Source organism: Bradyrhizobium sp. SZCCHNR1053, assembly GCF_032381235.1.
In the GTDB taxonomy this organism is placed as follows: Bacteria; Pseudomonadota; Alphaproteobacteria; order Rhizobiales; family Xanthobacteraceae; genus Bradyrhizobium.
Genome location: NZ_JAUHJM010000003.1, coordinates 515595 through 533703 on the forward strand (window position 1 = coordinate 515595; position 18109 = coordinate 533703).

Sequence of the window (18109 nt, forward strand, 5' to 3'; positions counted from 1 at the left end):
CCGCATGGAGACATAACGATTGAAGGAATTGGTTCGGACCAATGATATCGTGCTGGTTTCGGCGATAGGGGCGCTGCTCGACGGCGCCGACATCCATCACCTCGTGCTCGATCAGAACATGAGCGTCATCGAAGGCTCGCTCGGCATCCTGCCGCGCAGGATTCTCGTGCATGAGGACGACAATCTCCAGGCCCGGCGGCTTCTCACCGACGCCGGTCTGGCGCATGAACTGCGCCCTGATGAGTGACGCTGTCGACATTTCCGAGGATGCCGTGCTCGGCGGCCAATTGCGGCTGCGGCAGCCCACGACGGGCCATCGTGCCGGCCACGATGCAATCCTGCTGGCGGCGGCGACGGCCGCGCGTTCGGGCGATCGCGTGGTCGATCTCGGTGCCGGCGTAGGGACGGCCGGGCTGGCCTTGGCCCGGCGCGTCGGCGGTCTCAGCTTGACGCTGGTCGAGCGCGAGCCGGATCTGGCGTGCCTCGCGCGCGACAACGCACGCGCCAATGCCTTGCCGGCGGAGGTCGTGGTGCTGGACATCGCCGCGGACGCGGCCGCCTTCGCTGCCGCAGGGCTCGGGCCCGACAGTGTCGACGTCGTGCTGATGAATCCGCCGTTCCACGATGCCGCGCGCCACCGCGCCTCGCCCGACGCCGCGCGCGCGACCGCGCACATGGCAACGGCGACGACGTTGGAGATCTGGACGCATGCCGCGCGGCGGATGCTGAAATCCGGTGGCGTGCTGACCTTGATCTGGCGGGCCGATGGTTTGAGCGAGGTTGTCGCGGCGCTGGCGCGCGGCTTCGGCAGTCTTGCCGTTCAACCGGTTCACGGCCAAGCGGGCAAGCCGGCGATCCGTATCCTGGTCAGGGCCGTTAAGGGAGGGCGGGCGCCGACCCAGATTCTCGCCGGAGTGGTGCTGAATGAGGCGGCAGGCGTGCCGAATGACGAGGCCGTGCGTGTGCTGTCGGGGCAGGGGGCGCTGGCTTTGGGCACCCCCTGAACGGTTGATCGTGGTCGGGCGTTATTGCGTCTGAGCTTCGGACTGGCGTTCGGTTACCGTCGTGAAACGGATCGCAGTCAATAGAGTACCGATCAGCAGCATCAACAGGTAGACCTTCATGTATTCCTCCGCCGCACTCTGCACCTTGGCTCGCCGTGCGATTGCCCAGGAGATTGCAAGGCTCGTTCCAGCCCTTTGAATGGCAGCGGCGCGATAAAAAGTGGTTAATCCGAGGTAACAGGATGGTGGACAACTTGACACAACCCAGCGATGCAGCCGGGCTCTTCGATCGCCTGAAGGCGCTGCTTCCGGCGCGGCTGCGCGGCGTACCGGTGGTGCCGGTCGTCCGCCTGTCCGGCGTGATCGGCGCAGTGACGCCGCTGCGGCCGGGGCTGACGCTTGCGGGCGTCGCCAAGGTGCTGGAGCGCGCCTTCTCCATGCGCAACGCCAAGGCCGTGGCGCTGGTGATCAATTCGCCCGGCGGCTCGCCGGTGCAGTCGCGCCAGATCTACTTGCGCATTCGCCAGCTCGCGGCGGAGAAGAAGCTGCCGGTGCTCGTGTTCGTTGAGGACGTCGCGGCCTCCGGCGGCTACATGATCGCCTGCGCCGGCGATGAGATCTTCTGCGATCCCTCCTCGATCCTCGGCTCGATCGGCGTGGTCGGCGGCTCGTTCGGGCTGCAGGACCTGATCAAGAAGATCGGCATCGAGCGCCGGCTGTATACGGCCGGCGAGCACAAGGCGATGCTCGATCCGTTCCTGCCGGAGAATCCCGACGACGTGGCGCGGCTGAAGAAGATCCAGCGCGAGATCCACGCGCTGTTCATCTCGCTGGTCAAGGAGAGCCGCGCGACCCGGCTGAAGGGCGCCGACGATGTGTTGTTCACCGGCGAGTACTGGGCCGGCGACAGCGCCGTCACGCTGGGGCTGGCGGACGCCATCGGCGACCTCCGCGCCGTCCTGCGCACCCGCTTCGGCGACAAGGTTGCAACGCCCGTCGTGGCGCCGGCGTCCGGCCTGTTGTCGGGTCTGCTCGGCCGCCGCGCCGCGGGCGCCGGCAGCCTGGGATTCGGCTGGACGGGGCTGGCCGAGGAGCTGATCTCCGCGGCCGAAACCCGGGCGATCTGGGCCCGTTTCGGGTTCTAGACTGGAGGTCGCGCCATTTCGCCCCTCGCAATCCGGATTGCGGGGGGAACCGGGATCGGCGACAATGGGAATCGGGGTGGCTCTGTTCATGAACGAGGATCGACCAATGCCGCCGTTCGTTGCTTTCGCGGGTATGCTGGGCGGGCTTGCCGTGGTTCGCTGGGCCTACAAGGCCGCTCAGAAGATCAACCGGGAGCTCGAAGAGGCGCGACTGTCGCGCGTCGCCGAGGCCGCGCAGACAGCCGAGATCAAGACTCTGCGCCGCGATCCCGTCACGGGCGCCTACCGGCCGGGCTGACGCGAGCCGCTGATCTTCGAACGACGGCACGTCGCCGCCGTTCGGAGACCCTATTGCCTTGATTCCTGATGTCCCCGCCGATACGGTCCGCGCGCTTTTCCGACGCCTGCGAAAGACCGATACCGACGATGGACTCGCTACCTCTGCACATGCGCCCCGAACGTTCGTTCCAGGGCTTCATCCTGGCCCTGCAGCGGTTCTGGGCCGAGCAGGGCTGCGTGATCCTGCAGCCCTACGACATGGAGATGGGGGCAGGCACCTTCCATCCGGCGACGACCCTGCGCGCGCTTGGGCCGAAGTCGTGGAATGCCGCCTATGTGCAGCCGTCGCGGCGGCCGAAGGACGGCCGCTACGGCGAGAATCCAAACCGGATGCAGCACTACTACCAGTTCCAGGTGATCATGAAGCCGTCGCCGCCGAACCTTCAGGAGCTGTACCTGAAGTCGCTCGGCGCCATCGGCATCGATGCCGCCGTGCACGACATCCGCTTCGTCGAGGACGACTGGGAGAGCCCGACGCTCGGCGCCTGGGGTCTCGGCTGGGAGTGCTGGTGCGACGGCATGGAGGTGTCGCAGTTTACCTATTTCCAGCAGGTCGCGGGCTTCGAATGCGCGCCGGTCGCGGGCGAGCTCACCTATGGCCTCGAGCGCCTGGCGATGTACGTGCAGGGCGTCGACCGCGTCTACGACCTCAACTTCAACGGCCGCGACGGCGACGCCAAGGTGACCTATGGCGACGTCTTCCTGCAGGCCGAGCGGGAATATTCCCGGCACAATTTCGAGCATGCCGACACCGACATGCTGTTCGAGCAGTTCAAGATGGCCGAGGGCGCCTGCCGCAAATATCTCGATGCCGGCTGGCGCGATGGCAATCGTCGGGAGCATCAGATGGCGCTGCCGGCCTACGACCAGTGCATCAAGGCCAGCCACGTGTTCAACCTGCTCGATGCGCGCGGCGTGATCTCCGTCACCGAGCGCCAGAGCTACATCCTGCGCGTCCGCGAGCTCGCCAAGGCCTGCGGCGAAGCCTGGCTGCATACGGAGGCGGGAGGGGCGGGGGCTGGTTAGAGCTTCGCGGCTCGGACGCTTCATCATTCCTGGAGCGGGAGGGGCGCTCGGGAAAATAATTCCTCATTCGCATCGAGATTTGTCTTGCAGCTCAACCTCGCAACACACGCGGTGCCTCTGCTCCCCTCCCCCTTGCGGGGAGGGGTCGGGGGTGGGGGTCCCCAGGCGAGATGCCTGATGGGTCTCCACGGCCTTGTACGTGGTCGCACATGGTCGTTTGCCGACAATGATGATCTCGGCTGTGCCAACGATGCTCCCCACGACCTTCAGCGCGCGCTGACCCCCACCCCCAACCCCTCCCCGCAAGGGGGAGGGGAGTGCAGCACCGCCAGCCCTGCGAACGAGTTCTAAATATGCCCGACCTCCTTCTCGAACTGTTCTCCGAAGAAATCCCTGCGCGCATGCAGGCCAAGGCGGCCGAGGATCTGCGCCGCATGGTCACCGACAAGCTGGTCGCCGAGGGTCTCGTCTATGAGGGCGCCAAGGCGTTCGCGACGCCGCGGCGGCTGGCGCTGACCGTGCACGGCATCCCGGCGCGGCAGGCCGACCTGAAGGAGGAGCGCAAGGGCCCGCGCGTCGGTGGTGCCGACGCGGCGATCCAGGGCTTTCTCAAGGCCACCGGCCTGTCCTCGATCGAGGAGGCGACGATCCAGCGCGATCCGAAGAAGGGCGATTTCTACGTCGCCCTGATCGAGAAGCCCGGCCGCGCCACGCTCGACGTGCTCGCCGAGATGCTGCCGGTGATCATCAGAACGTTCCCCTGGCCGAAATCGATGCGCTGGGGCAAGCGCTCGGAAAGGCCCGGCGCGTTGAACTGGGTGCGGCCGCTGCATGCGATCACCGCCACTTTCGGCCTGGAGACCGAGGAGCCGGACGTCATCGGCTTCGCCGTCGACGGCATCGAGGCGGGACAGACAACATTCGGCCATCGCTTCATGGCGCCCGCGCCAATCTCGGTGCGGCGCTTCGAGGACTATGAGGCCAAGCTGCTCGACGCCAAGGTCGTGCTCGATCCTGACCGCCGCAAGGACACCATCGTCACCGACGCCAAGCAGCTCGCTTTTGCGCAAGGCTATGAGCTGGTCGAGGACCCCGTGCTGCTCGACGAGGTCGCGGGCCTGGTCGAATGGCCGGTCGTGCTGATGGGCTCGTTCGATCCGGAGTACCTCAAGGTCCCCGGCGAGGTGATCCGCGCCACCATCCGCAGCAACCAGAAATGCTTCGTGGTGCGCGACCCCAAGACCGGCGGGCTGGCGCCAAAGTTCATCCTGACCGCGAACATCGAGGCCACCGACGGCGGCAAGACGATCATTGCCGGCAACGAGCGCGTCATCCGCGCCCGGCTGTCGGACGCGAAGTTCTTCTATGAGACGGATCTGAAGACGAGGCTCGAGGACCGGCTGCCGAAGTTCGAGCAGATCGTGTTCCACGAGAAGCTCGGCACACAGGCGGCGCGCATCGCCCGCATAGAGAAGCTCGCCGCCGAGATCGCGCCGCTGGTCGGCGCGGATGCGGCGAAGACCGCGCGCGCCGCGAAGCTCGCCAAGGCCGATCTGTTGACCGAAGTGGTCGGCGAGTTTCCGGAAGTGCAGGGCCTGATGGGAAAGTACTACGCGCTGGCCCAGGGCGAGGATGCGTCCGTCGCCGCGGCCTGCGAGGAGCACTACAAGCCGCAGGGCCCCGGCGATCGCGTGCCGACCGATCCGGTGTCGGTCGCCGTGGCGCTCGCTGATAAGCTCGATACGCTGGTCGGATTCTGGGCCATCGATGAAAAGCCGACGGGCTCGAAGGATCCCTACGCATTGCGCCGCGCCGCGTTGGGTGTGATCAGGCTGATCTTGGACAATCGGTTCCAGCTTCGGCTTTCGCCGATTCTCGGGCAAGCTTCGCTTGGTGTTCTGCAAGCTCTAGCGACTAAGGAAGTTGCAGCATTCGCTACCCCGGTGTCCGAGATCGCGGAAATCGCTCAGAGTCCACAGCTGCTAAGAGAAATATTCGATGTGATCGGCAAGGAAAGGACCGCTCCTTCGGAGGTTTCCCGAGTTGTGGCTGGGGTTAATGTTGCCCTCAAGGACCTCCTCTCCTTCTTCGCCGACCGCCTCAAGGTGCAACTGCGCGAGCAGGGCGCGCGGCATGATCTCGTCGACGCGGTGTTCGCGCTCGGCGGCCAGGATGATCTCTTGATGGTCGTCCGCCGCGTCGAGGCGCTCGGCAAATTCCTCGAGACCGACGACGGCAAGAACCTGCTTGCCGGCACCAAGCGCGCGTCCAACATCCTCGCGATCGAGGAGAAGAAGGACAAGCGCAAGTTCGACGGCGCGCCGGATGCGGCGCTCTACAGGCTGGACGAGGAAAAGGCACTGGCGAAGGCTATCGGCGAGGTTGGCTCGGAAGCCGGCGCTGCCGTCGCCAAGGAAGACTTTGCCGCAGCGATGCGCGCGATGGCGAAGCTGCGTCCGGCCGTCGATGCGTTCTTCGACAAGGTGAAGGTCAACGATGACGACGCCAAGATCCGCGAAAACCGGCTCAAGCTCCTGAACGAGATCCGCAGCGCGACGCGTGCGGTGGCCGACTTCTCAAAGATCGAGGGCTGAGCGCGCTATAGCAACGTAGGGTGGGCAAAGGCGCTGCCGTGCTATCCCCACGTCCCCCGATCGCAATGGCGCCGTGCCCACCGTCTCGCAGCGGAGTTGCTGCCGAATGGTGGGCACGCTGCCGCCTTCGGCGGCCGCTTTGCCCACCATACAAGTTACGCGCCAATAAAAATTAGCCCTACCCGGCGGGGGGAACCGGGCAGGGCCTTTTACATCTGGCCGCTTGCGGGGGCGTTGGCGACCAAATGCAGCTCTATAACTATTCAACGACCTGAATGATCCGCCGCGATCGCGGTTCGACCAGGACAGTTTCGCCGTTGACCACGGTGTAGCGATAAGGTGTCGCACCGAAGCGCTGCGGAACGTCGTAATATGTAACACCGGACTCTGGCAGCACGGTGCCAACAACGACGCGATCGGGGATCACATAGTTGGGAACACGCTCGCGGACGACATATTCGCGAAACTCCGGCCGTCGCTCGACCGTGATCACTGGAGCGTCCTCCTCGACCACGACGCTGCGCCCGACGCCCGTCGTGTAGGATTGCGCCTGTGCGGCCGCCGGTATCACGAGTGCGGCCATGAGGGCAGCAAGGGTGAGATGGGTTCGCATGGGACGGGACTCCTGAGCTGTTGATCGCTGAGAGAAACCGGCGCGTGCCGGCACCTGCTTCCCAATGCCGGCAACAGGTCATCGTTCCGCGCGGGGCCACGTGGAACCGGCGGCATTTTTGCGGCAGATTCAGCGGTGGGGGAACCGGAACTCGTGCCGTGCGTCTCCTATTCCGCCACGATGGGCCAGGATAAAGTCCGGCCAAATCGAATCGCCCCAGCCTCGTCCTTCAATCATTCAGAGCTTGTCGATGACCCTGACCGTTGCCCATATCTCGCCGATCATGTCCGTGATCGCCGGCGTCCTGATTCTGATCATGCCGCGCCTGCTGAACCTGATCGTCGCGATCTTCCTCATCCTGAATGGCCTGATCGGCATGGGCCTGCTGAAGTGGCTCCACTTCTAGTCCCCACGTTCTAGTCCCAAGGTCGGGAACCCCGAGCTTGCGCCGCGGCGCCCAAAGTGGTGTAAGGCGCGCGATTTCTCCTCCCATTTGCGGATCGAAGCACCTCATGGCCAAAGCGGTAGCGAAGTCTAAGAAAGTTACAGCGAAATCAAAGCCTTCCAAGCCGGGCAAGGCCAAGACCGCAGCACTCGCTCCACCGCGCAAGGCGCTCAAGACGGCGTCGAAGCCCGTCGCCAAGGCCCCGGCCAAGGTCGCGCCCAGGTCTGCACCGAAAGCGCCAGTGAAAACCGCTCCGAAGAAGCCGGCCAAGACGGCTGCCAAGCCGGTCGCCAAGGCTGTGAAGGCGTCGGCTGCGAAGGCCCCGGCCAAGAGCGCGGTCACTGCGATCAAGCCGAACAAGTGGGTCTACACCTTCGGTGACGGCAAGGCCGAAGGCAAAGCCGGCCTGCGCGACCTGCTCGGCGGCAAGGGCGCCAATCTGGCCGAGATGGCCAATCTCGGCCTGCCGGTGCCTCCGGGCTTCACCATTCCGACCTCGGTCTGCACCTACTTCTACGCCAACGACAAGACCTATCCGAAGGAGCTGCAGTCGCAGGTCGACAAGGCGCTCGACTACATCGGCAAATTGACCGGCAAGAAGTTCGGCGATCCGGAGAACCCGCTGCTGGTTTCGGTGCGCTCCGGCGCCCGCGCCTCGATGCCGGGCATGATGGACACCGTGCTCAATCTCGGTCTCAACGACCAGACGGTGGAAGCGCTGGCACAGCTGTCCGGCGATCGCCGCTTCGCCTTCGACAGCTATCGCCGCTTCATCACGATGTATTCGGATGTCGTGCTCGGCTTCGAGCACCATCATTTCGAGGACATCCTCGACAGCTTCAAGGACACCCAGGGCTATCAGCTCGACACCGATCTGAGCTCCGAGGACTGGGAGATGCTGGTCGGCAAATACAAGGACGCGGTCGCGCACGAGACCGGCAAGGACTTCCCGCAGGACCCGCACGACCAGTTGTGGGGCGCGATCGGCGCCGTCTTCTCATCCTGGATGAACACGCGCGCGGTGACCTATCGCAAGCTGCACGACATTCCGGAATCCTGGGGCACCGCCGTCAACGTCCAGGCCATGGTGTTCGGCAACATGGGCGACACCTCGGCCACCGGCGTCGCCTTCACGCGCAATCCCTCGACCGGCGAGAGCAAGCTCTACGGCGAGTTCCTGATCAACGCGCAGGGCGAGGACGTCGTCGCCGGCATCCGCACTCCGCAGGACATCACCGAGGACGCGCGTCGGGAGTCCGGCTCGGACCGGCCGTCGATGGAAGTCGCGATGCCCGACGCCTTCCACGAGCTGACCCGCATCTACACGCTGCTCGAGAAGCACTACCGTGACATGCAGGACATGGAGTTCACGGTCGAGCGCGGCAAGCTGTGGATGCTGCAGACCCGCAGCGGCAAGCGCACCGCCAAGGCGGCGCTGCGCATCGCGGTCGAGCTCGCAAATGAGGGCCTGATCTCGCAGAGCGACGCCGTGCTCCGCGTCGATCCGGCCTCGCTCGATCAGCTCCTGCATCCGACCATCGATCCCTCCGCCAAGCGCGACGTGGTCGCCACCGGCCTGCCGGCCTCGCCGGGCGCGGCATCCGGCGAGATCGTGTTCTCCTCGGACGAGGCCACCAAGCTGCAGGCCGACGGTCGCAAGGTGATCCTGGTCCGCATCGAGACCTCGCCGGAGGACATCCACGGCATGCACGCCGCCGAGGGCATTCTCACCACCCGCGGTGGCATGACCTCGCACGCCGCCGTCGTCGCGCGCGGCATGGGCAAGCCCTGCGTGTCCGGCTGCGGCACCATCCGCGTCGATTACGGCCGCGGCACGATGAGCATCGGCTCCCGCACCTTCAAGACCGGCGACGTCATCACCATCGACGGCTCCGTTGGCCAGGTGCTGGCCGGCCGCATGCCGATGATCGAGCCGGAGCTGTCCGGCGAGTTCGGCACCCTGATGGGCTGGGCGGATGCCGTGCGTGAGACCGGCGTGCGCGTCAATGCCGATACGCCGGAGGATGCGCGCACCGCGATCAAGTTCGGTGCCGAGGGCATCGGCTTGTGCCGCACCGAGCACATGTTCTTCGAGGAGACGCGCATCCGCACGGTGCGCGAGATGATTCTCTCCGAGGATGAGCAGGAGCGTCGCGCCGCGCTCGCCAAGCTGCTGCCGATGCAGCGCGCCGACTTCGTCGAGCTGTTCGAGATCATGAAAGGCCTGCCGGTTACGATCCGCCTGCTCGATCCGCCGCTGCACGAGTTCCTGCCGCACACCCAGGCCGAGGTCGAGGAAGTCGCCCGCGCGATGAACACCGATCCGCGGCGCCTGGCCGACCGCGCCCGCGAGCTGTCGGAGTTCAACCCGATGCTCGGCTTCCGCGGCTGTCGTCTCGCCATCGCCTATCCGGAGATCGCTGAGATGCAGGCGCGCGCGATCTTCGAGGCCGCGGTCGAGGCCGAGAAGCGCACCGGCGAGGCCGTCGGCCTCGAGGTCATGGTGCCGCTGATCGCCACCAAGGCGGAGTTCGACCTGGTCAAGGCGCGCATCGACGCGATGGCGCAGGCCGTGATCCGCGAGACCGGCGCCAAGCTGGAGTACCAGGTCGGCACCATGATCGAGCTGCCGCGCGCAGCGCTGATGGCCGGCCAGATCGCGGAGGCCGCCGAGTTCTTCTCGTTCGGCACCAACGATCTGACGCAAACGACCTACGGCATCAGCCGCGACGACGCCGGCAGCTTCCTCGGCGCCTACGTCGCCAAGGGCATCCTCGAGATCGATCCGTTCATCTCGATCGACCGCGAGGGCGTCGGCGAGCTGGTCAAGATCGGCGTCGAGCGCGGCCGCGCCACGCGACCCAACCTCAAGGTCGGCATCTGCGGCGAGCATGGCGGCGATCCCGCCTCGGTCGCGTTCTGCCACAAGGTCGGCATGAACTACGTGTCGTGCTCGCCCTACCGCGTGCCGATCGCGCGCCTCGCCGCTGCGCAATCCGCGCTCGGCAAGGAGATCGCGAGCCAGGCCTGATCCTGCTGCGATCGATCTGATCTGACGAAGGCCGGCACATGTTGCCGGCCTTTTTCATTGGTGAGGGTTCGTCGCGATGCGGCGCGCACGTGACGCAAGGTGCACTTCTTCTCCACCACTGCCGTCATTCCGGGGAGCGCTCCGGAATGACGAGTGGAGAGAGCGAACGTCGCAGTTCCGATGGAACACTCCGCCTCATGATGTGCAGATGATTTTCATTCACCGCATCTGTTGACTGAATGTTCACCGTTCTCGTCGGTGCGCTGTTTACCACACATATCGATCGCTCGGCGCTCTGCAACTTCCCCGCTTGCCTGTTTCACAATTGCAACGCGGATTAACTCCTCGGCAACCTAAACCCGATACGAAGAGAGAAGATCGAATTGCACGGAAGCACTGTTGTTCGGTCGATCCAGTAAGCGTTGCGTTGAGCGTATCGATGTTAGTTCTGCGTCCCGATCCGAAGGGCGCGCGATTTGCGTCCTTCGGACTCGGTCTCTGCGTCTTCGCTCTGATGCCGACAGAGACCGGGTATCAAGACATCGCTTCTCTGCTCGCCCGCCAGCCGGGCGTCGCCGAACGCTGGCAGAAGCGTGTGTTCTCGGCTGCGGCCTCCATTCAGCTCGCCACCTATAGTTTCGGTCGTCCGATCGGAACCTCGGCGCCGCAGGCGGTGAGCATCCGCCTCGCAAGCCTCGACGGGCGCGATCTCGACATCACCGGATCGACGCCGCGCAATCCGGCGCTGCAGGTTCCGCCACGCTATCAGGCCTCCGACTTCCCCAAGGTCGATCGCACGCTGAAGGGCGATCGTCTCGTCGTGCGCCCCCCGACGCCGTCGGCGCAGCCGACCGAATCGGCCGCGCCCGTCGAGCCTGCGCCCTCCGAGCCTGCACCCACGCCCTCGACGCAACCCAATTCGAACTCCTCGGTGTTCGGCGCCAAGACGACGGAAGCACCGGCGCAGGCGCCACTCCCGCAGCGTTCTGCACTCGATCCCGAATTGCAGGAGGCGCTGAGCGCGCCGCCGCTCGTGCAGTACGACGCGGCGAAGTCCGAGATCCAGCCATCGGGCGAGCTGAAGCCTGCAGCCGACCAAATTCTGGCAGATGGCGCCGTCAGCTATGACGGCCTCAACATCAAGACGTCCAATCTCTATTTCGGCACGTCGTCGTTGGGCGTTGCCGCCGGAACCATGGAGACATGGCTGCCGGGCGAGGCGCCGCTGATCGTGATGCCGGATCCGGACCTCAAGCCGATGGCGGTGCTGTCACATCCGGCCGACGATGCCGCCAAGGCCGGCGATGGCGGCGAGAGCATCGCGCCGAAAGGCGAGGTCAACACCGACAATCAGCGCGACAGGACTCCGGCCGAACGGTTGAGCCTCACGGACGAGAAGGCGCGCTTCAAGTCCGAGAAGTGCCTTGCCGAAGCGATCTATTTCGAATCCCGCGGCGAGGCGGTGCGCGGCCAGATGGCCGTGGCGCAGGTCGTGCTGAACCGGGCGTTCTCCGGCTATTATCCGACGACGGTGTGCGGCGTCGTCTACCAGAACAAATACCGCCACTTTGCCTGCCAGTTCACCTTCGCCTGCGACAACAATCCGGATGTGATTCGCGAGCCCGAGATGTGGGATCGCGCCAAGAAGATCGCGAAGGCCATGCTGGACGGGCTGATCTGGCTGCCGGAGGTGGGCAAGTCGACCCACTATCATGCCTATTGGGTGCGGCCGTCCTGGGTCGCCGAGATGAAGCGCATGTACAAGTTCGGCGTTCACACCTTCTACCGGCCGAAGAAATGGGGCGACGGCAGCGACGCGCCGAGCTGGGGCACGCCGCAGCAGACCGCGGCCATTTCGGCCGAGCTCACCGAGGCCGCCAAGAGCGAGGCCGAGAGCAATCCGAACTGGACGCGGCGCTAATCATCTAGCGACGCGTCGCATTCCACTCGAGAAAGCGGCGATACAACTCGGTCTGGCGCGCCTGGTCCGGCGGCGTTGCGGCCGCCGGCTTTGCCGTGACAGGAATGCGCGGGGACGGTGCGGCGGCCGCGACCGGCTTCGACGGTTTAACGGTGGCCGTAGTGGCCGCCGGAATCCGTGTCGTCCCATCGAGCCATTCCTGCGCGGCCCGGAACCTGGTCCAGCCGGCGACCGGCGCGCGCGGCGCCATCTCCTGCCATTTCGGATGGAAGGGAGGCCGCTGCAGCTGCGACATGCGCGAGAACAGCGACTCGACCAGCAGCGACAGCCGGCGATCGCGGTCGCTTCCCGGCTGCCAATTATACGACGCCAGGATTGCCTCTGCTGCGATCGTTTCCACCGACTCGGATTTGGAGATCAGGTTGGGGTAGTCGTCCGCGGTGAGCTTGGATGGAAGGTAATCCTCGCGCAAGGTCTTGTCGTAGCCGACCGGGACGAGATGCAGATTGGCATCCGTGATCTGGCTGAGCCAGGGCACCGGCTTGCCGTCGACCGCAATCATCGCGTCGATCTCCCCCTTGCGCAGCATTTCGAGCGCGATGCGCGGCTCGATATAGAGCAGATGCGGCTTGATCTCGAGCCGCTCGAACACGTTGATCGCGGTCACGAAGGTGCTGCCGTCCGGCAGGTCGACCGCAACGGTCTTGCCGTCGAGCTCCCGCATGGTGCGGATCGATCGCGGTGCCAGAACATGCATTTCCTCGTTGAACATCTTGGTGACGTAGACGAGCTGATTGCGGATGTTGCTCGCGAAGTCCTTGCGTTCGAGATAGGACAGCGTGTCCTTGCGCACGATTCCCACGTCGACGCCCTTGAGCATGAGGATGTCGGCCACCGCCTGAACCGAGCCGCTGCCGAGGACCGGCATGACCCGCAGGTTGATGCCGTCATTGAGGACCGAGGCGACGTCGGCGCCCATCTGGGAATAGGTGCTGCCATACGAGCCCGTCATCAGGCTCACCGTATTGGCGTTGAGCTGGCTCGCGAGGTCCCGCTTGGCCGACGCATAGCGGAAGATCGCCTTGAAGGAATCGCTGACCGCACCCGGGTCGATTCCGCTGCGCACCGGCCCGAACCGTTCCCAATGGCCATCGACGAAACGCTTCATCTGCATCTGCTCGATCGGCGCGTGGTCGCTGGCGCTGGTATTGGCGACGATCCCGGGAATCAACATGGGAATTGGCGTCCCCTTCAAGGAACGCGCCTGCCTCATGATGTTGTCGCGGGAGAAGTCGTCGCCGCAATTGCGCAGGACCGCAACCATCAGGTTGGCAAGCGCGTAGCCCACGATTCCCAAGCTGTTGTTCTTGCTGATTGCAGGCGCGTAGCGATCCATGAACGCGGACCACTCGGCGAAGCCGGGATCGCCGCCCTGCACACCGCCCTCGTACAGGATGGTGGCGGAAAGCAGTCCTTCCGCGTTCTGCAGGCCTGCAGGCTGCAGCACGGTGGCAACCGAATCCGAAACCGTGGGGATGATGTGCTCGGGTCTCCAGCCGAGCTCGGCGAGGCGGCGGATCGCGAGCACCGTGAATTTCGGAGTGCTGACGTCGACCAGGATGTTGGCTCCGGCGGTCTTCAGCTTCGCGATCTGCTGATTGATGTCGGCATCGGTGACCGCGTAAGCCGCTTCCGCGACGATCGGCAGCTTGCCGCCGAGCCCGTCCTTCAAACCCTTCAGATAGTCCTTGCCGAACTCGTCGTCCTGATAAAGCACACCGATGCGCGTGCCACCGGCATGTTGCTCGAGCAGATATTGCGCGTGAATATGAGCTTCAATCTGGTAGCTGGGTTGCGCTCCCATGGTCCAAGGATAGTCGCGAGGCTGATCCCAGATCGAGGCACCGGAGCCGACGAACAATTGCGGTATCTTGTTCGCGTTGAGATAAGGCCGCACCGCCGCGCTGGTCGCTGTTCCAACGCTCGCAAAGATGACGTCGACCTTGTCTTCCTCCACCAGCCGTCGTGTCAGCTCCACCGTCTTCTGCGGATTATAGCCGTCGTCATAGGAGATGTAGGTGATCTTGCGGCCCCTGATCCCGCCCTCGTCATTCACCTTCTGGAAATAGGCGGAGATGACCTTGCTCACGCTGCCGTAGGCGGCCGCCGGCCCGCTGTAGGGCGTCGTATTGCCGATCCGGATCTCGCCCTCGGCAGCACGCGCCAGGCCTGGCACGGCGGCAAGCACGAGGAGCAACGCGACGGTCGGAGAACCCGGCGCGCCAAGCAGCCGAGGACCACGGGGCGCCGACGACAAGGCCGGTTGCAACAGACGATCAAACATTCCCATCATGGACCTCATCACGCAACACGACACTTTGCGGGGACGCGCGTCGCCCGCACGACACCATCGACCAGGATCCGGCGGTCCGCGCCCCGCCGCAATTCCTGCGCAGCGACCGGCGTGAGACCGCGCTGGATCACCCGGTTTCGAAGCTCGGGTCACTCGAGCCGCCGTCGAGCCTCGAGTGACCCGAGTTCGGCGGCTCTCGCGTACCAGGCGCGGGCCTTGGCCGGATCGGGCGCGACGCCAACGGCTTTCAGGTTGGACAAGATCGCGGGGTCATAGGTGCCGGCCAGCGTCAGTGATGCTTCGGCGTCCGCTTCCGCGACATGCGCCAGGATCAGGCGGGCACTCGCAACGTCGCCCGCGCCGATGAGATCGCGTCCGCGCTTCAGCATTTCGCTGATCTCGTTCTTGGTCAGCGCAGACGCGGCCGCCGGTGCAGGGCTCCTGGTCGCGATGGTCCGAGATGCTTTCGGCGGAATTGACTGCGGGGTCTCGCCTCCGCCCGGAGCCGGCTTGACGATCGGGACCGACGCCATGATCGAATCGGCCCGTCCGATCGTGTGCGCCGCGGCGTCCAGCGATGCTTGGCCGTCATCGGATTTCGATTTCCCCGCTGTCCCGAAGTTTCGGGGAGACGATGAAGCGGTCGCTTCAGACTTCGTAACTGTTTCAATGTTCGGAGCCTGCATGATGCGCACCGCAAAGAACGCGAGGCACGCAAGCGCGGCCACTGCGGCACCGAACTGGAAAACAGAATCGAATTCGAGCCGTTCGGGCGGAGGTGGAGGCATCACGACGGGATCGAGTGAAGGGATCTGCCAGGATCGGTGCGCTTCTGCTGGCGCCATTGGCATCGGCGCATCGTCAACCGCTGAAGCGGTTTGCCACCACGGCCGGGAGAGATCGGTGGCCGCATCCTCATCAGGCGCAGACGTCGCATGCGCGAGGCTGTTGGACAAAGCGGCAGGCTTTGCCGGGCGCCAACGTTCGCTCTGCGCATCACCCACGGTGATCCGCGATCCGCTACTCCGCAATAAGGAACTCATCCTCAACTACTCCTGCGGACACGCGCCATCGCGTCGCCCCGCAACACTCCCTGGACCGTTTGGCGCCTTTCTGCTCGGCGACTCGGCTTCCAAACCGGCGGCGAGACCGATGACCGAATCTATGGCCATGCCAAGCGGTGAATCGGCGATCTGGCAGCCGTGAATTCCCATTTCCTCGTCAGCAGGACGGACAAAACGCGCGCTACTACTTGAGCACCGCTAAATTTCGACCATCTCTTTTTCTTATTTGTACAGGTTCTGCGGTTCTTTTGCCGAAATCATGGCGAACCTGTCCAGCCATTTAGTTGGTGCTGGTAAATGCCGTCGGCGCCGGGGCGCACGAGATAGTGCGGCGGCGTCTGGCCGAGAACGATCTGAAGCCATGGCGCAGGAGCATGTGGCGTATCCCCACAGATCGATGCGAATTAGTCGCGCGCGTAGAGGATGTGCTCGATCCGTGCGGCGATTCGCATCAGCGTCAGCCGGTGATCTGCTTCGACGAAAGGCCTCGTCCAACTCATTGGCGAGGGCCGCTCAGATCGTGCGCGTGATGACGACGAGCACCAGCGCAACGGTACGGCCGATTTGTTCGTCCAGCGCCCGCGGATCAATGGATGCACGCGGCCGACACGGCACGCACTAATTACATCGTGCCTGCTCCCAAATACCGGCGAGGCAGCAAATAACAACGAGTCGTAATATCTGTATTGGGCGACGATGGCTGCTTCGTCATGAGCACCGTCATTCCGGGACAAGGCCGCAGGCCCTGAACCCGGAATGACGGTGATCACGAATGACGGTGAAAACGCGACTGCCGAGCTCCGTCGTGACGCAGTCGGATCAGCTCTTGCTACGCGCTCAACGGCCGCGACTGCCGCGCCGTCGGCCGTGCCGCGAGTTCGTCGGCGATCTCGCGGGCAGCGGCCAATGTGGTCATCGTCCGCTGCGCGAAACTCGGATTCTCCGCGGGGCAGTCGGCGCGGCAATGCGCACCGCGGCTCTCGCGCCGGCTCCAGGCCGCGGTGGCAATCAGCAGCGCAGCGCTCGCCATGTTGCGCAGCCTCGGGCTGCCGGCGTCGCGCTCCATCCTGGCAATCGCGGCGATGGCCTCCGCCAGCCGCTCCTCGTCGCGAATGACACCGAGCTGCGCCGTCATCGTCTCGCGCAGCGAGCTCGCCGCAGCGCCGGCACAGGGGCCGGCCGGATCGGCGAACGCAATGTCCTGTAGCGTGGAGGGCGCGGTGAACGTCCGGCCGGAGATGTCTTCGGCGATCCGCTGGGCGAACACCAGCGCGGCGAGCAGCGCGTTGCCGGCGATGTGGTTGGCGCCGTCCGTTGCCGTCGCGGCGACTTCACCCGCCGCCCAAAGCCCCTCGATCGAGCTGCGGCCCTGCGCGTCGACCGCGATCCCGCCCATGTGGAAATGCGCCGCCGGCGCCACCGGAATCGGCTGCCGGGTCGGATCGAGCCCCGCGGCGGTACAGGCCCGGTGCAGCATCGGATAGCGTTCGGCGACGCCGTCGTCGAGCACGTCGCGTGCGTCGAGAAAGGCACCGCGTCCGGCGATGATCTCGGCCATCACGCCGCGCGCCACCGTGTCGCGCGGGGCAAGATCGACCAGCGGATGGCGCGGCAGCATGAAGCGCTGGCCGCGGCGGTTGACCAGGATGGCGCCGGCGCCGCGCAGGCTCTCGCTCACCACCGGCGCCGGATCGTGACCGGTCATCATCGCGGTCGGATGAAACTGCACGAACTCCGGATCGGCAATCACCGCGCCAGCGCGCGCAGCGATGGCGAGGCCGATGCCGGTGGCGTGCGGCGGATTCGTGGTCGCCGCGAACAGACGGCCGATGCCGCCGGTGGCCAGCACGATTGCCGGCGCCGCGATCAGCACCGGCGCGGCCGCATCGTCGTCGGTCGGCCGCAGTTGCAGGCCACGCACCGCGCCGTCTTCCGTCAGCAGCGCGTCGGCGACATGGCCCTCGATGATGCGGATCGAGGGCGTTGCGCGCACGGCTTGAGACAGCGCGGTGATGATCGCCTGTCCGGTGAAGTCTCCGCGAACGCTGAGAATACGGCGCGCGGTGTGCGCAGCCGCACGAGACGTCGCCAGCCTGCCGCTGTGATCACGATCGAAAGCCACGCCGAGGCGGACCAGGTCCTCGATTGCAGCCGAAGCGTCGCGCGCGAGCGCCAGCGCAGCCGTCGCGTCGACCAGGCCGCCACCGGCAGCGATCATGTCGGCGGCATGGCTATCGGGGCTGTCGCCGGATGAAACCGCTGCCGCGATGTCGGCCTGCATCGTCGCGCCGAACGAGGCCTCACCCAATGCGGTCGCGGAGATCAGCGTGACCGGCTGCGGTGCGAGCTTCAGCGCGCAGAACAGTCCGGCAACTCCGGCACCAACGATCACGACGCGGCCGGATGTCTCGATCTGATCGTGGTCCATGTGATGTCCAAATTCCACATTCCGTGCGCATGTGTACCGCGGTACCTGTTAGTTCTTCTTCAGAGACTTCCTTCGCTGTTTATCGGTGTTTGGCGACAAATAGCGGCTGTTCTGAAGGTCACTCTCGCACGGGATGAATCGTCGTT

13 protein-coding genes are annotated in these 18109 nt (G+C 65.2%); 9 read left to right on the forward strand and 4 right to left on the reverse strand.

The genetic code is table 11. From position 1 onward, the window contains the following. The first annotated feature begins 19 nt into the window (after positions 1 to 19). From QX051_RS11540 to glyS, 6 genes are all read left to right on the forward strand, one after another. Positions 20 to 247, forward strand: coding sequence for a DUF2007 domain-containing protein (locus QX051_RS11540; RefSeq protein WP_315739960.1), 228 nt, complete (start codon positions 20 to 22; stop codon positions 245 to 247). Then, complete coding sequence (locus tag QX051_RS11545; RefSeq protein WP_315776173.1) at positions 240 to 1004, forward strand: tRNA1(Val) (adenine(37)-N6)-methyltransferase; 765 nt, start codon at positions 240 to 242, stop codon at positions 1002 to 1004. The genes QX051_RS11540 and QX051_RS11545 overlap by 8 nt, the downstream gene beginning before the upstream one ends. Positions 1005 to 1246: 242 nt before the next feature. Beyond that, a complete protein-coding gene (locus QX051_RS11550; RefSeq protein ID WP_315776174.1) occupies positions 1247 to 2149 on the forward strand; it encodes a S49 family peptidase in 903 nt (300 codons plus the stop codon). A gap of 106 nt (positions 2150 to 2255) precedes the next feature. Then, complete coding sequence (locus QX051_RS11555; RefSeq protein WP_315739963.1) at positions 2256 to 2447, forward strand: hypothetical protein; 192 nt, start codon at positions 2256 to 2258, stop codon at positions 2445 to 2447. Between the two features lie 128 nt (positions 2448 to 2575). Further along, on the forward strand, positions 2576 to 3514 hold the full coding sequence (locus QX051_RS11560) for a glycine--tRNA ligase subunit alpha (protein WP_315739964.1): 939 nt from the start codon (positions 2576 to 2578) through the stop codon (positions 3512 to 3514). Between the two features lie 353 nt (positions 3515 to 3867). Next, positions 3868 to 6108 carry a glycine--tRNA ligase subunit beta gene (gene glyS, locus QX051_RS11565; protein ID WP_315776175.1) on the forward strand — a complete coding sequence of 747 codons (2241 nt, stop codon included), beginning with the start codon at positions 3868 to 3870 and terminating at the stop codon, positions 6106 to 6108. 259 nt (positions 6109 to 6367) lie between these two features. Here the strand turns inward: glyS and QX051_RS11570 are convergent, their stop codons facing one another. Beyond that, complete coding sequence (locus QX051_RS11570; protein ID WP_315739966.1) at positions 6368 to 6721, reverse strand: DUF1236 domain-containing protein; 354 nt, start codon at positions 6719 to 6721, stop codon at positions 6368 to 6370. Positions 6722 to 6971: 250 nt separating this feature from the next. Here QX051_RS11570 and QX051_RS11575 point away from each other — a divergent pair, with 250 nt between their 5' ends. The 3 genes from QX051_RS11575 to QX051_RS11585 all read left to right on the forward strand — a co-directional run bounded on the left by QX051_RS11575 (position 6972) and on the right by QX051_RS11585 (position 12118). Continuing rightward, positions 6972 to 7127: a DUF3096 domain-containing protein gene (locus QX051_RS11575; RefSeq protein ID WP_012042558.1), complete on the forward strand. Its 156-nt coding sequence runs from the start codon at positions 6972 to 6974 to the stop codon at positions 7125 to 7127. 106 nt (positions 7128 to 7233) lie between these two features. Further along, entirely contained in the window at positions 7234 to 10197 is a 2964-nt protein-coding gene (gene ppdK, locus QX051_RS11580) for a pyruvate, phosphate dikinase (protein ID WP_315773951.1), read from the forward strand. A 439-nt stretch (positions 10198 to 10636) separates the two neighbouring features. After that, entirely contained in the window at positions 10637 to 12118 is a 1482-nt protein-coding gene (locus tag QX051_RS11585; protein ID WP_315776176.1) for a cell wall hydrolase, read from the forward strand. 4 nt (positions 12119 to 12122) lie between these two features. Here QX051_RS11585 and QX051_RS11590 read toward each other — a convergent pair whose 3' ends face one another. From QX051_RS11590 to QX051_RS11600, 3 genes are all read right to left on the reverse strand, one after another. Continuing rightward, positions 12123 to 14468, reverse strand: coding sequence for an ABC transporter substrate-binding protein (locus QX051_RS11590; protein WP_315776267.1), 2346 nt, complete (start codon positions 14466 to 14468; stop codon positions 12123 to 12125). A 152-nt stretch (positions 14469 to 14620) separates the two neighbouring features. Beyond that, positions 14621 to 15514, reverse strand: coding sequence for a hypothetical protein (locus QX051_RS11595; RefSeq protein ID WP_315776177.1), 894 nt, complete (start codon positions 15512 to 15514; stop codon positions 14621 to 14623). 850 nt (positions 15515 to 16364) lie between these two features. Then, entirely contained in the window at positions 16365 to 17963 is a 1599-nt protein-coding gene (locus QX051_RS11600; protein ID WP_315776178.1) for an L-aspartate oxidase, read from the reverse strand. Positions 17964 to 18109: the final 146 nt, after the last annotated feature.